Genomic DNA, 12,897 nt, shown 5'->3' with positions numbered 1-12,897 from the left:
GAGCGCCCCGGGCCGAAGCGACACGGGGTTTCCGCGCTCAACCGCAGTCGAAGTGCGCCTGCAGCCTCGCCACGTCCGTGCCGGCCACGTCGCCGAGCTCGAGATCGGCCCGGGCGCTGCGGAAATCCTCGCCGATCTCGAGGGTGCCGCCGAGCGAGCGCTTGCGCACGTACTGCCGGCCGGGGCCGTTGACGGTGGCGACCACCCCGACCTCGTCCGCACCCGGCACCACGTCGATGGTGCCGCTGCGCCGCTCCTCCAGCGCCACCGTGACCTGCCAGCCTTCGGCCGTCGCCTGCCAGGCCACGCCTTCGCCCATCAGATACGGGCCGCCGCAGAGCGTGGGGGCGTATTCGCCAGCCAGCTCCACGCCGTCGGCGCTGAACCCGATCCGCGCGACGGCTGCGCCCGCGGCCGCCGGCGGCGCCGTCGTGGCCGGCTGGGCTGCCGGCCGGGATACCGGCACCTCGCCTGGAGCGGGAGCGCCCGGCCCGCCGGCGGTCGCGGAGTCCGGAGACGGGGAGCAGGCCTGCAGCAGGCAGGCGATCAGGCCGAGACAGGCGATCCTGGCGGAAGCGTGCATCGGGTCGGTCCTCGCGATGGGCGCCGCCGGAGCGGCGGTGTGGGACGCATCATCATCGATTTCCGCTGCCGGCGGAACGGCCCGCCTGCGAGCCGCCCCCGACGGCCAGGGATCCGGACCGGGGAGCGCCGGGTCCGATCGTCGGGGCCGGTGGCGCCCGCACGGCCGCCGCAGCGCTACTCCACCGTCACCGACTTGGCCAGGTTGCGCGGCTTGTCGACGTCGGTGCCGCGCGCCAGCGCGGTGTGATAGGCCAGCAGCTGCACCGGGATGGTGTGCACGATCGGGCTGAGCACGCCGACGTGGCGGGGGGTGCGGATCACGTGCACGCCCTCGGACTCGCCGAAGTTGCTGTCCTGGTCGGTGAACACGAACAGCTCGCCGCCGCGGGCGCGCACTTCCTGCATGTTGGACTTCACCTTCTCCAGCAGGCTGTCGTTGGGTGCGATCACCACCACCGGCATGTCGGCGTCCACCAGCGCCAGCGGGCCGTGCTTGAGCTCGCCGGCCGGATAGGCCTCTGCATGGATGTAGGAAATCTCCTTGAGCTTGAGCGCGCCCTCCAGGGCGATCGGATAGTGCACGCCGCGGCCGAGGAACAGCGCGTTGTGCTTCGGCGCGAAGCGGTCGGCCCAGGCGACGATCTGCGGCTCCAGGTTGAGCGCGTGCTGCACGCTGCCGGGCAGGTGGCGCAGCGCGTCCAGGTACTCCGACTCCTGCGCCGCGGTCAGGCGACCGCGCAGCTTGGCCAGGGTGGCGGCCAGGGTGAACAGCGCCACCAGCTGGGTGGTGAACGCCTTGGTGGACGCGACGCCGATCTCTGCGCCGGCGCGGGTGTAGTAGACCAGCCGGCTGGCGCGCGGGATCGCGCTCTCGGGCACGTTGCAGATCGACAGCGTGCGCTCCTGGCCCAGCGCCTTGGCGTATTTCAGCGCCTCCATCGTGTCCAGCGTTTCGCCGGACTGGGAAATGGTGACCACCAGCTGCTTCGGGTTGGCCACCGCGGCGCGATAGCGGTACTCGCTGGCGATCTCGACGCTGCATGGCAGGCCGGCGATCGCTTCGATCCAGTAGCGCGCCACCGAGCCGGCGTAGTAGCTGGTGCCGCAGGCGAGGATCTGCACCGACTCGACCTCCTCCAGCACCTGTTCGGCACCGGCGCCGAACAGCGCGGCGCCGAACGCGCCTTCGTCCATCACCGCCTCGATGGTGTCGCCGATCGCGCGCGGCTGCTCGTGGATCTCCTTCTGCATGAAGTGCCGGTACGGGCCGAGTTCCAGCGAGGCCAGCGAGACGTCCGACAGGTGCTCCTCGCGCTCGGCCCGCGCACCGCGCTGGTCGAAGATGCGCACGCCGGCGCGGGTGACCTCGGCGGTATCGCCCTCTTCCAGGAAGATCACCCGACGGGTGGCCTGGATGATCGCCGAGACGTCGGAGGCGACGAAGTTCTCGCCCTCGCCCAGGCCGATCAGCAGCGGACAGCCCATGCGCGCGCAGACGATCCGCCGCGGCTCGGCGTGGCTGACCACGGCCAGCGCATAGGCGCCCTCCAGCTCCGCCACCGCGCGCTGCAGCGCCTGCAGCAGGTCGCCGGCGTCCTTCATGTGCAGATCGATGAGATGGGCGATCACCTCGGTATCGGTCTGCGATTCGAAGACGTAGCCCAGCGCCTCCAGGCGCGCCCGCTGCTGCTCGTGGTTCTCGATGATGCCGTTGTGGACCAGCGCCACGCCGTGGCTGACGTGCGGATGGGCGTTGAGTTCGGTGACGCCGCCATGGGTGGCCCAACGGGTATGGCCCACGCCGAGCTGGGCGCTGAACCCCTCGGCACCCGCGGCGGCCTCCATCTCCGACACGCGCCCGGTGCGGCGCACCCGGCGCACCCGGCCGGCGTCGACCACGGCGATGCCGGCCGAATCGTAGCCGCGGTACTCGAGGCGCTTGAGGCCTTCGATCAGAACGGGGACCACATCGCGATCAGCGATCGCGCCGACGATGCCGCACATGGGAGGGTTCCTGCTGGGGGCCGCCTAGTGTAGCGGCGGTGCCCGTGTTTTCCCCGCCGCCGGACACGTCCGCGGAGCCGTCCGGACACCCGTGGACACCCGCTGTTCACTTGCGGATCAATGACTTGCGGTTGGCACGCATCCTGCGTGAGCAAGGGGGAACCCAACCGCCCGAGCGCCAATGACCCGCCCCAGCCGCATCCGCGATACCTCAGGCCAGGACAGCACCGTCGCCACTACGCCGTCGCTGCGGCGCGGCCTGCGCCGCTGGGCGCTTCCGGCCGGTGGCGCCCTGCTGGTGCTGGCGGGGCTGGGCTGGGTGGTCGCCGGCTGGAGCGGCGGCGGGCGCTCGTACGACGCCGCGCGCATCCGCATCGCCGCGGTCGAGCGCGGCGACCTGATCCGCGACATCTCCGCCGACGGCCGGGTGATCGCCGCCAACAGTCCGACCCTGTACGCGATCGCCGCCGGCACCGTGACGCTGAAGGTGGTGGCCGGCGACGCGGTGAAGCGGGGCCAGGTGCTGGCCGAGATCGACAGCCCGGAACTGCGCAGCAAGCTGGTCCAGGAAGAGTCCACCCTCGCCAGCCTGCAGGCCGAGGCCGACCGCTCCACCCTGGACGCGCGCATCGCCCGCGCGGAGGCGCGCAAGCTGCTCGACCAGGCCGAGATCGAGCGTACCGCCGCCGAACGCGATCTGCAGCGCTACAGCCGCGGCCACGCCGGCGGCGCGGTCGCCCAGGTCGACGTGGCACGCGCCGAGGACGCACTGAAGAAGGCGGAAATCGGCCTGGCGTCGGCGCGCGAGGACTACGCGCTGCAGGGCCAGGGCGCCGGCCTGGACACCCGCAACCGGCAGTTGCTCGCCGCCCGCCAGCGCTCGGTGGTGGAGGAACTGCAGCGGCAGGTGGACGCGCTCCAGCTGCGCGCGCCCTTCGACGGCCAGGTGGGGCAGGTGCAGGTGGCGCAGCGCAGCAACGTAGCCGCCAACGCGGCGATCCTGAGCGTGGTGGATCTGTCGGTCTTCGAACTCGAGATCAAGGTGCCGGAGAGCTTCGCCCGCGATCTGGGCATCGGCATGCCCGCGCAGATCCGCAGCGGCGCCGAGACCTATCCGGCCGAGGTGTCCGCGGTCTCGCCGGAGGTCGTCAACGGCGAAGTGGCGGCGCGGATCCGCTTCAGCGACACGCAGCCGCCGGGCCTGCGCCAGAACCAGCGCCTGTCCGCACGGATCGTGCTCGACACCCGCGAGGACGTGCTGATGGTGGCGCGCGGGCCGTTCCTGGAGCAGGAGGGCGGGGCCTACGCCTACGTGGTCGCCGACGATCGCGCCGAGCGCCGCCCGATCCGCACCGGCGCTGTCAGCCTCAACGCGGTGGAGATCCTCGAAGGACTGCAGGAGGGCGAACGCATCGTCGTCTCCGGCAGCGACCAGTTCGACAACGCGGACCGCGTCCGCATCTCGGGAGAATGAACATGAATCCCCCCAACGCCCTTCCGTTCAACTTCAACTGGAACCCGCAGCAGATCGCCGACGCGGTACCGCCGCGCCTGTTCGAACTGGACCTGTTCGCGCTGGATCCGTTCCGCGGCGGCGGCGCCGGCGTACCGGCCAACCGGCCGCGGCCGCGCGCGCTGCAGCGCGGCTATCTCCATCAGCGCGCCCTGCCGGCCCTGTTCCGCGTCCACGGCTGACCGCCCCCAACCCCAACCAGGACCCTCGCCATGCTGCACATGCAAGCCGTCTCCAAGGTCTATCGCACCGAACTGGTGGAAACCCACGCGCTGCGCGCGCTCGACCTGCACGTGCGCGAAGGCGAGTTCGTGGCGGTGACCGGGCCGTCCGGCTCCGGCAAGACCACCTTCCTCAACATCGCCGGCCTGCTCGAGACCTTCACCGGTGGCCAGTACCACCTCGACGGGGTCGACGTGAGCGGCCTGGGCGACGACGCGCGCAGCCGGCTGCGCAACCAGAAGATCGGTTTCATCTTCCAGAGCTTCAACCTGATCCCGGACCTCAATCTCTTCGACAACGTCGACGTGCCGCTGCGCTACCGCGGCATGAGCGCGTCCGAGCGCAAGCTGCGGATCGAGGACGCGCTGGGCCTGGTCGGCCTGGGCTCGCGGATGAAGCACTTCCCCGCGGAGCTCTCCGGCGGCCAGCAGCAGCGCGCCGCGATCGCCCGCGCACTGGCCGGCAGCCCGCGCCTGCTGCTGGCCGACGAGCCGACCGGCAACCTCGACTCGCAGATGGCGCGCAGCGTGATGGAACTGCTCGAGGACATCAACGCCGAGGGCACCACCGTGGTCATGGTGACCCACGACCCGGAGCTGGCGGCGCGCGCGCAGCGCAACGTCCACATCGTCGACGGCGTGGCCACCGACGTGGTGCGCGAGGCGTCGCTGGTGGGGAACGCCGCCGACACCGCGCCCGCTTCCGCCTGAGGCCGCCGCCATGCTCGCCTACTACTTCAACCTCGCCCTGCGCAGCTTCCGCCGCAACAAGGTGCTGACCGCGCTGATGGTCCTGGCGATCGCCCTCGGGATCGGCGCCAGCATGACCACGCTGACGGTGTTCTACGTGCTGTCCGGCGATCCGATTCCGCAAAAGAGCGACCAGCTGTTCTATCCGCAGATGGACCCGCAGTCGCTGCGGGATTTCACTCCCGGGGACGAACCGGAAACCCAGCTCACCCGCTTCGATGCCGAGGCCATGCTGCGCGAGAAGCGCGGCGACCGGCAGACCATGACCACCGGCGGCTCGGCCAGCATCGAGCCGGACGTGCAGGGCCTGGACCCGTTCCTCGTGGACGCGCGCTACGCCACCAGCGACTTCTTCCCGATGTTCGAGCTACCGTTCCTGCATGGCACCGGCTGGCCCCCAGAAGCCGACGAACGCCACGATCGAGTCGCGGTGATCGCCAAATCGCTCAACGACAAGGTCTTCGGCGGCCAGAACAGCGTCGGCAGGACCCTGCGCATCGACAAGGAAGCGTTTCGCATCGTCGGGGTGATCGACGACTGGCGCCCAACCCCGAAGTTCTATGACATGAACAGCGATCGCTACGGCGAGCCGGAGCAGGTGTTCGTACCGTTCTCGACCTCGCGCGACCTGAAAATGGGACGCAACGGCAGCATGAACTGCTGGGGCCAGCCTGGCGACGATCCCGAGGGCGCCACCGGCGTCAACGCGCCCTGCGTGTGGATCCAGTACTGGGTCGAGCTCGGCACGCCGGAGAAGGTGGACGAGTATCGCGAGTACCTCGCCAACTACTCGGCGCAACAGCGTGCGGCGGGGCGCTTCGAACGCCCGGACAACGTGCGCCTCAGCAGCGTCATGGAGTGGCTGGAATTCAACCGCGTGGTGCCCGGCGACGTGCGCCTGCAGGTGTGGCTGGCGCTGGGTTTCCTGCTGGTCTGCCTGGTCAATACCGTCGGCCTGCTGCTGGCGAAGTTCCTGCGCCGCAGCAGCGAGATCGGCGTGCGCCGAGCGCTCGGCGCGTCGCGGCGGGCAATCTTCGCCCAGTGCCTGGTCGAGGCCGGGACCATCGGCCTGGCCGGCGGCGTGCTCGGCCTGGGCCTGGCACAACTTGGGCTTTGGGCCGTTCGCCAGCAGCCTTCCAGCTACGCCGATCTCGCACGACTGGATCCTGCGATGCTGGTGGCCACGTTCCTCCTGGCGCTCTTCGCCAGCCTGCTGGCCGGGCTGCTGCCGGCCTGGCGCGCGATGCAGGTGGCCCCGGCGATCCAGCTCAAGACCCAATAGCCCGACGGCCTGCCCGGCCGGCAGGCGACCCCGATACCGGAGCATTCCATGGACATTCGTCCGATCCTCTCCACCCTGCTGCGCCACAAGACCGCCGCTGCGTTGATCGTGGTCGAGATCGCGCTTAGCTGCGCGATCATCTGCAACGCCCTGTTCCTGATCAGCAACCGCGTCGAACGCATCAACCTGGTCAGCGGCGTGGCCGACAACGAGATCGTGCGGATCCAGATCACCGGTATCGGCGAAGACGACAACGCTGCGGCCCTCACCCGCGCCGATCTCGCCCTGCTGCGCGGCCTACCCGGGGTGGAGGCAGCCGTCGCCACCAACCAGGTACCGTTCACGAACTCCTCCTGGAACACGTCCGTCGGCCTCGTGCCGGACCAGCAGCGGCCCACCGCCAATCTCACCCAGTACTTCGGCGACGAGCACTTCCTGCCAACGTTCGGCTTGCGCCTGCTCGAGGGCCGCAACTTCAACGCCGACGAGATCCAGGAATGGGAGGTCGTCGACGCCCCTGGCGCCGATATCCCGCCCACCGCGTTGATCATCACGCGCAAGGCGGCCGAGAGGCTCTTTCCCGGGGAGTCCGCGGTCGGCAAGCGGGTTTATCTGTCGCGAAACCAGGCGACCCCGGTGGTTGGAGTGGTCGAGCACCTGATCCGGCCGAGCGATCAGGGCGGGCCGGCGGAGAAGGAGTTCTCGATGATCCTTCCGCTGCGGCTGCCCTACACGGTCGGCAGCAACATCATGCTGCGCACCGATCCGGAGCGCCGCCAGGAAGTCCTCGAGGCCGCCAAGGAGGCTCTGTTGTCGAACGGTCCCAACCGGATCATCCTGGAAGAGAACACCAAGACCCTCGAAGAACTGCGCCGCGAGTACTACCAGGAGGACCGGGCCATGGTCTGGCTGCTGGTCGCGGTGTGCATCGCGCTGCTGGTGGTCACCGCCCTGGGCATCGTCGGGCTCGCCAGTTTCTGGGTGCAGCAGCGGACCAAACAGATCGGCGTGCGCCGTGCATTGGGCGCCACCCGCGGGCAGATCCTGCGCTACTTCCAGGTCGAGAACTTCCTGCTGGCGACGCTCGGCATCGTCGTCGGCATGCTGATGGCCTACGCCATCAACCAGCTGCTGATGGGCCGGTACGAACTGCCGCGCCTGCCTCTGGTGTACCTGCCGGTAGGCGCCGTCGCGCTGTGGCTGCTCGGCCAGTTCGCGGTGTTCTGGCCGGCGCGGCGCGCCGCATCGGTGCCCCCGGCCGTCGCCACCCGCTCTGTCTGATTCGGCCGAACAACCAGGAGACGCAATTGATCAAGACACTCATCGGCGCTTTGGCGCTCGCCCTGCCGGCCGCGGCCGCGTGGGCCGGACCGGCCGGCGAGCCCGGACTCTTCGAGACCCTGCGCGAGCACGACCGGATCTTCTTCGAACGCGCCTTCAACCAGTGCGATTTCGGCTATCTCGAGCGGGCGATCCACCCCCGGCTGGACTTCTACCACGACCAGGGCGGCTACCAGGACCGCGCGGATTTTCTCGAGAACACGCGCCGGTACGTCTGCCCCGCATCCGGTCCCAAGCCGATCAGGGTGGTCGACGAAGGCAGCTTGCAGGTGTTCCCGCTCTATCGGGACGGCGACCTGTACGGAGCCATCCAGAGCGGCACCCACCGCTTCTTCCTCCGGGAAGACGGCAAGGCGGACGTCCATACCAGCAGCGCCAGGTTCACCCACCTCTATCTCCTGGTCGATGGAGATTGGCTGCTCAGGGAAGTCATGAGCTACGATCACTCGAGCCCCGAAGACTGAAGCGGCACCGCGACACCACCGCCGAACCGCCCGCTCTCTCCCTCGCCGTGCGCCCAATGCCCCATATCCTCGTCGTCGACGACAATCCCGCCGTGGCCACCGCGCTGGAGGTGCTGTTCTCGCTGCACGACATCGGAACCACCGCCGCCGATTCGCCGGAAGCGGCGCTGGAGGCGCTGGAGCGGACCCAGGTGGACCTGGTCATCCAGGACATGAATTTCCGCGCCGACACCACCTCGGGCGACGAGGGGGTGGCGCTGTTCCACCGGATCCACGCCCGCCATCCGGAACTTCCGGTGATCCTGTTGACCGCATGGACCCACCTGGAATCGGCGGTGGAGCTGATCCGGGCCGGCGCCGCCGACTACGTGGCCAAGCCCTGGGACGACCACAAGCTGCTGACCACGGTCCAGCACCTGCTGGAGCTGTCTGCGCACCGCCGCGAGCGGGCCCGCCAGCGCGAGGGCGAACGGCGCCGCCGCGAGGCCCTCGAACGCGACTACGACCTGCGCGGCATCGTCTGGGCCGACGCCGCCAGCGAGCGCCTGCTCTCGCTGGCCTGCCAGGTCGCCCGTTCCGAGCTGCCGGTGCTGATCACCGGCCCCAACGGCGCCGGCAAGGAGAAGTACGCCGAGATCCTGCACGCCAACTCGGCGGTCCGCGATGGCCCGTTCGTGGCGCTCAACTGCGGCGCCCTGCCCGGCGAGCTGATCGAGGCCGAGCTGTTCGGCGCAGAGGCCGGCGCGTATACCGGGGCGAGCCGGGCCCGCGACGGCAAGTTCGAGGCCGCCGACGGCGGCACCCTGTTCCTGGACGAGATCGGCAACCTGCCGCTGGCCGGGCAGATGAAACTGCTGCGGGTGCTCGAGACCGGGCGCTTCGAGCGCCTGGGCTCCAACCGCGAGCGCCAGGTGCGGGTGCGCGTGGTCAGCGCCACCAATACCGACCTGCCGGCCGCGATCGCCGCCGGCGGCTTCCGCGAGGACCTGTACTACCGCCTCAACGCGATCGAGCTGAAGCTGCCGCCGCTGGCCGAGCGGCAGGACGACATCCTGCCGCTGGCGCGGCACTTCCTGCCGCCGGGCAAGGCGCTCGCCCGCGACGCCGAGCAGGCGCTGCTGCGGCACCCCTGGCCGGGCAACGTGCGCGAGCTGCGCAACGCGGTCCAGCGCGCCGCGCTGCTCAGCGCGGGTACCGCGATCGGCGCCGAGGCGCTCGGGTTCGCGCCGCCGCCGCGGCCGGCGCCGGCCCTCGCCGCGGACGAGCCGGACCGCGATGCGATCGAGTCCGCGCTGCGCCGCAACGAAGGCGTGCTGGCGCAGGCCGCGGCCGATCTCGGCCTCTCGCGCCAGGCGCTGTACCGGCGCATGGACAAGCTCGGCCTCCGGCGAAGCTGATGCGCATTCTCCGGGTATTGCCGCTGGCGATTCGCCTGATCGCGATCTCCAGCGCCGGGGCCGCCGGGGCGGCCGCGGCGACAGCCCTGTTCTCGACGTGGATGGCGACGTGGTCGGCAGCCGCCCTCGCCGCGGCGTTGGTCGGGACTGCACTGGCAGTGGCGCTCTGGCGCACCATCGTGCCGCTGCGCGCGCTCTTCCGCGCCCTTGCCGGCACCGTCGACAGCTACCGCGACGGCGATTACAACTTCGGCATCACCTGGAACAGATACAGCGAGCTGATCGAACTGGTCACCGCCCACAACCGCCTGGGCGACGTGCTGCGCGAGCAGCGCACCGGCATCGTCCAGCGCGAACTGCTGCTCGACACCATGGTGCAGAACACGCCGGTGGCGATGCTGCTGCTGGATTCCGGCCGCCGCATCGTCCACGGCAACATCGCCGCGCGCAAGCTGCTCGGCGACGGGCGCCGGCTGGAGGGGCAATCGTTCGACGCGCTGCTGGCGCGCTCGCCCGAGGCGCTGCGCGAAGCGGTGGCCCGCGGCGGCGACGCCATGTTCGGCGTCGGCGACCAGGACAGCGAGGACATCTACCACCTGTCGCGGCGCGCGTTCCGCCTCAACGGCCGCGCCCACGAGCTGATCCTGCTGCGCCAGCTGACCGCGGAACTGCGCCGGCAGGAGGTGCAGACCTGGAAGAAGGTGATCCGGGTGATCAGCCACGAGCTCAACAACTCGCTCGCGCCGATCGCCTCGCTGGCGCACTCGGGCGCCGAGCTGCTGCGCCGCGGCCAGCTCGAGCGCCTGCCCGGCGCGCTGGCCACGATCGAGGAGCGCGCGCGGCACCTGGAGGGTTTCATCCGCGACTACGCGCGCTTCGCCAAGCTGCCGGCGCCGCGGCTGGAGAACGTGGCGTGGGCGGGATTCGTGGCGCGGCTGCGCGACCAGGTGGAATTCGCCTTCGACGGCAGCGGCGGCGACGGCAACGCGCGTTTCGACGTGGCGCAGTTCGAGCAGTGCCTGATCAACCTGCTGCGCAACGCCCACGAATCGGGCTCCCCTGCCGATGAGGTGCGGCTGGCGCTGCGCCGGCTGCCCGATGCCTGGCGCATCGACGTGCTCGACCGCGGCAGCGGCATGAACGCTTCGGTGCTGGCCAACGCGCTGCTGCCGTTCTACTCGACCAAGCGCCACGGCACCGGTCTCGGCCTGGCGCTGGCGCGCGAGATCAGCGAAGCCCACGGCGGCCGCATCTCGCTGCTCAACCGCGACGGCGGGGGGCTGTGCGTGAGCATCACCATTCCCGCCTGAGCGCGCGGCGCCGGCACCGATGCCGAACATGGCCACGCACCGGGCCGGAACGGCCCGCAGCCTGCGCTGCGATGGGCCGCTCCTGCGGGAATCGCGCCGCGGCCGGGTCCGGCGAAGGCTCGGCCACCGGCTACTTCTTGGTGGGTCGCTGCCAGCCTTCGATCACCGTCTGCCGGCCGCGCGCCAGTGCGAGCTTGCCGGCCGGCACGTCGTTGACGATCACCGATCCGGCGCCGGTGGTCGCGTCGTCGCCGATCGTCACCGGCGCCACCAGGGAGGCGTTGGAGCCGATGAAGGCGCGGTCGCCGATGACGGTGCGGAACTTGTTCGCGCCGTCGTAGTTGCAGGTGATGGTGCCGGCGCCGATGTTGGCGCCGGCGCCGACCGTGGCGTCGCCCAGGTAGGCGAGGTGGTTGGCCTTGCTGCCGACGCCGACGGTGGTGTTCTTGGTCTCGACGAAATTGCCGATGTGCGCGCCGTCGGCCAGCACGGTACCGGGCCGCAGCCGCGCGAACGGGCCGATCGTCACCGCGCCCTCGGTCACCGCACCGTCCAGGTCGCAGTGCGCACGGACCTCGGTGCCGGCGGCCAGGCGCACGTTCCTGAGACGGCAGAACGGTCCGATACGCACCTCGTCGCCCAGCTCGACCTCGCCCTCGAAGACCACGTCGACGTCGATCTCGACATCGCGGCCCACGCCGACCCTGCCGCGCACGTCCACCCGCGCCGGATCCGCGAAGCGGGCGCCCTCGCCGCACAGCGCGCGCACCGCGCGGCGCTGCCAGGCGCGCTCCAGCTGCGCCAGCTGCCAGGGATCGTTGGCGCCCTCGGCCTCCAGCGGGTCGTCGACCAGCACGATCTCGGCGGCGCTGAATTCGTCGGCGGCCATCGCGAAGACGTCGGTCAGGTAGTACTCGCCCTGGGCGTTGTCGGCGGACAGCCGCTCCAGCCAGCCCTTCAGCGCGGTCGCTTCTGCGGCGAGGATGCCGGTGTTGACGAGGTCGATACGGCGCTGCTCGGCATCGGCGTCCTTCTGCTCGACGATCTCCGCCACGTGACCCTCCGAATCGCGCACGATGCGGCCGTAGCCGTCCGGCTCCTCGAGTTCCGCGGCAAGCACCGCGATGCGCCCGTCGGTGGACAGCAGACGCTTCAGGGTGGCCGCGGTCAGCAGCGGCACGTCGCCGTAGAGCACCAGCACCTGGGCGCCGTCCGGAACGGCGGGCATCGCCTGGCGCACCGCATGGCCGGTGCCGAGCTGGCGCGCCTGCTCCGCCCAGGTCACGTCGTCCACGCCGGCCAGGGCGGTGCGGACCTGGTCGCCGCCGTGGCCGTACACCACGTGGATGCCCGCCGGGGACAGCGCGCGCGCGGTGTCGAGCACGTGCTCGAGCATCGGCCGCCCGGCGATCGGCTGCAGCACCTTCGGCAGGCGCGACTTCATCCGCTTGCCTTCGCCCGCGGCGAGAATCACGACGTGCAGTGGGGTGCTCATGGCGGCTCCGGAACTTCGCTGGCTGGAATTTCGGAATTCTAACGGTGCAGGCTGCTAGCATGCGCCCCGCGGGCCGACGCATCGTGACCGCTGCCGCAGCAATCGCCGACCCTTCCGCCGCGACGCGGCCGAGCTCCGGATCCGACCCCTTTGAGCCTCACCCGACAGTCGAGCAGCTACCTGGTGATCGGCGGCCTGCAATGGCTGCTGGACTGGGCGGTGATGGTGGCCCTCAGCCACGCCGGCCTGCCCGTGCGCCAGGCCAACGTGGTGGGCCGGATCTGCGGCGCGATGTTCGGCTACTGGATGAACGGGCGCTTCACGTTCGCCGGCGAGGATACCGCGCTCGGCCGGACCCAGCTGCAACGGTTCCTGCTGATGTGGGTCTGTACCACCCTGGTGAGCACCTGGGCGATCGGCCAGGTCGACGACTACCTGGGGCTGCAGTGGGCTTGGTTGGCCAAGCCGGTGGTGGAGATCGCGCTGGGCGGGGTGGGGTTCGTGCTTTCCCGGCACTGGATCTACAAGCGCTGAT

12 protein-coding genes are annotated in these 12,897 nt (G+C 70.5%); 9 read left to right on the top strand and 3 right to left on the bottom strand.

All coding sequences use genetic code 11. From position 1 onward, the window contains the following. Positions 1–37: 37 nt before the first annotated feature. Both QFW77_RS17995 and glmS read right to left on the bottom strand, forming a co-directional pair. Positions 38–583 carry a hypothetical protein gene (locus QFW77_RS17995; RefSeq protein ID WP_280576222.1) on the bottom strand — a complete coding sequence of 182 codons (546 nt, stop codon included), beginning with the start codon at positions 581–583 and terminating at the stop codon, positions 38–40. Between the two features lie 176 nt (positions 584–759). Further along, on the bottom strand, positions 760–2,589 hold the full coding sequence (glmS, locus tag QFW77_RS17990; protein WP_280576221.1) for a glutamine--fructose-6-phosphate transaminase (isomerizing): 1,830 nt from the start codon (positions 2,587–2,589) through the stop codon (positions 760–762). Positions 2,590–2,770: 181 nt separating this feature from the next. Here glmS and QFW77_RS17985 point away from each other — a divergent pair, with 181 nt between their 5' ends. The 8 genes from QFW77_RS17985 to QFW77_RS17950 are packed head-to-tail and all read left to right on the top strand — an operon-like array spanning position 2,771 to position 10,867. Beyond that, positions 2,771–4,063, top strand: coding sequence for an efflux RND transporter periplasmic adaptor subunit (locus QFW77_RS17985; RefSeq protein ID WP_280576219.1), 1,293 nt, complete (start codon positions 2,771–2,773; stop codon positions 4,061–4,063). Positions 4,064–4,065: 2 nt separating this feature from the next. Further along, positions 4,066–4,284, top strand: a complete 219-nt coding sequence (locus QFW77_RS17980; protein ID WP_280576218.1) for a hypothetical protein — start codon at positions 4,066–4,068, stop codon at positions 4,282–4,284. Positions 4,285–4,314: 30 nt separating this feature from the next. After that, positions 4,315–5,034: an ABC transporter ATP-binding protein gene (locus QFW77_RS17975; RefSeq protein WP_280576217.1), complete on the top strand. Its 720-nt coding sequence runs from the start codon at positions 4,315–4,317 to the stop codon at positions 5,032–5,034. Between the two features lie 10 nt (positions 5,035–5,044). Beyond that, positions 5,045–6,355 carry an ABC transporter permease gene (locus QFW77_RS17970; RefSeq protein ID WP_280576216.1) on the top strand — a complete coding sequence of 437 codons (1,311 nt, stop codon included), beginning with the start codon at positions 5,045–5,047 and terminating at the stop codon, positions 6,353–6,355. Positions 6,356–6,403: 48 nt separating this feature from the next. Then, complete coding sequence (locus QFW77_RS17965; protein WP_280576215.1) at positions 6,404–7,636, top strand: ABC transporter permease; 1,233 nt, start codon at positions 6,404–6,406, stop codon at positions 7,634–7,636. Positions 7,637–7,662: 26 nt separating this feature from the next. Next, a complete protein-coding gene (locus QFW77_RS17960; protein ID WP_280576214.1) occupies positions 7,663–8,160 on the top strand; it encodes a nuclear transport factor 2 family protein in 498 nt (165 codons plus the stop codon). Between the two features lie 56 nt (positions 8,161–8,216). Beyond that, a complete protein-coding gene (locus QFW77_RS17955; RefSeq protein ID WP_280576213.1) occupies positions 8,217–9,557 on the top strand; it encodes a sigma-54-dependent transcriptional regulator in 1,341 nt (446 codons plus the stop codon). Beyond that, on the top strand, positions 9,557–10,867 hold the full coding sequence (locus QFW77_RS17950; RefSeq protein WP_331487982.1) for a sensor histidine kinase: 1,311 nt from the start codon (positions 9,557–9,559) through the stop codon (positions 10,865–10,867). The genes QFW77_RS17955 and QFW77_RS17950 overlap by 1 nt, the downstream gene beginning before the upstream one ends. A gap of 130 nt (positions 10,868–10,997) precedes the next feature. Here QFW77_RS17950 and glmU read toward each other — a convergent pair whose 3' ends face one another. Continuing rightward, positions 10,998–12,362: a bifunctional UDP-N-acetylglucosamine diphosphorylase/glucosamine-1-phosphate N-acetyltransferase GlmU gene (glmU, locus tag QFW77_RS17945; RefSeq protein ID WP_280576212.1), complete on the bottom strand. Its 1,365-nt coding sequence runs from the start codon at positions 12,360–12,362 to the stop codon at positions 10,998–11,000. A gap of 150 nt (positions 12,363–12,512) precedes the next feature. Here glmU and QFW77_RS17940 point away from each other — a divergent pair, with 150 nt between their 5' ends. Then, positions 12,513–12,896 (top strand): GtrA family protein, encoded by a 384-nt coding sequence (locus QFW77_RS17940; RefSeq protein WP_280576211.1) that lies wholly within the window; start codon positions 12,513–12,515, stop codon positions 12,894–12,896. The last annotated feature ends 1 nt before the right edge of the window (position 12,897 follow it).

Origin of the sequence: Luteimonas endophytica (genome assembly GCF_029887875.1) — a bacterium.
Taxonomy (GTDB): domain Bacteria; phylum Pseudomonadota; class Gammaproteobacteria; order Xanthomonadales; family Xanthomonadaceae; genus Luteimonas; species Luteimonas endophytica.
Note: the sequence above shows the minus strand (reverse complement) of the source record. Positions and strands in the feature narration are given on the sequence as shown.

Excerpts from the sequence above, each read along its gene's own strand:
- QFW77_RS17995 (WP_280576222.1), bottom strand. The coding sequence starts at position 583 with ATGCACGCTTCCGCCAGGATCGCCTGTCTCGGCCTGATCGCCTGCCTG.
- glmS (WP_280576221.1), bottom strand. The coding sequence starts at position 2,589 with ATGTGCGGCATCGTCGGCGCGATCGCTGATCGCGATGTGGTCCCCGTT.
- QFW77_RS17985 (WP_280576219.1), top strand. The coding sequence starts at position 2,771 with ATGACCCGCCCCAGCCGCATCCGCGATACCTCAGGCCAGGACAGCACC.
- QFW77_RS17980 (WP_280576218.1), top strand. The coding sequence starts at position 4,066 with ATGAATCCCCCCAACGCCCTTCCGTTCAACTTCAACTGGAACCCGCAG.
- QFW77_RS17975 (WP_280576217.1), top strand. The coding sequence starts at position 4,315 with ATGCTGCACATGCAAGCCGTCTCCAAGGTCTATCGCACCGAACTGGTG.
- QFW77_RS17970 (WP_280576216.1), top strand. The coding sequence starts at position 5,045 with ATGCTCGCCTACTACTTCAACCTCGCCCTGCGCAGCTTCCGCCGCAAC.
- QFW77_RS17965 (WP_280576215.1), top strand. The coding sequence starts at position 6,404 with ATGGACATTCGTCCGATCCTCTCCACCCTGCTGCGCCACAAGACCGCC.
- QFW77_RS17955 (WP_280576213.1), top strand. The coding sequence starts at position 8,217 with ATGCCCCATATCCTCGTCGTCGACGACAATCCCGCCGTGGCCACCGCG.
- QFW77_RS17950 (WP_331487982.1), top strand. The coding sequence starts at position 9,557 with ATGCGCATTCTCCGGGTATTGCCGCTGGCGATTCGCCTGATCGCGATC.
- glmU (WP_280576212.1), bottom strand. The coding sequence starts at position 12,362 with ATGAGCACCCCACTGCACGTCGTGATTCTCGCCGCGGGCGAAGGCAAG.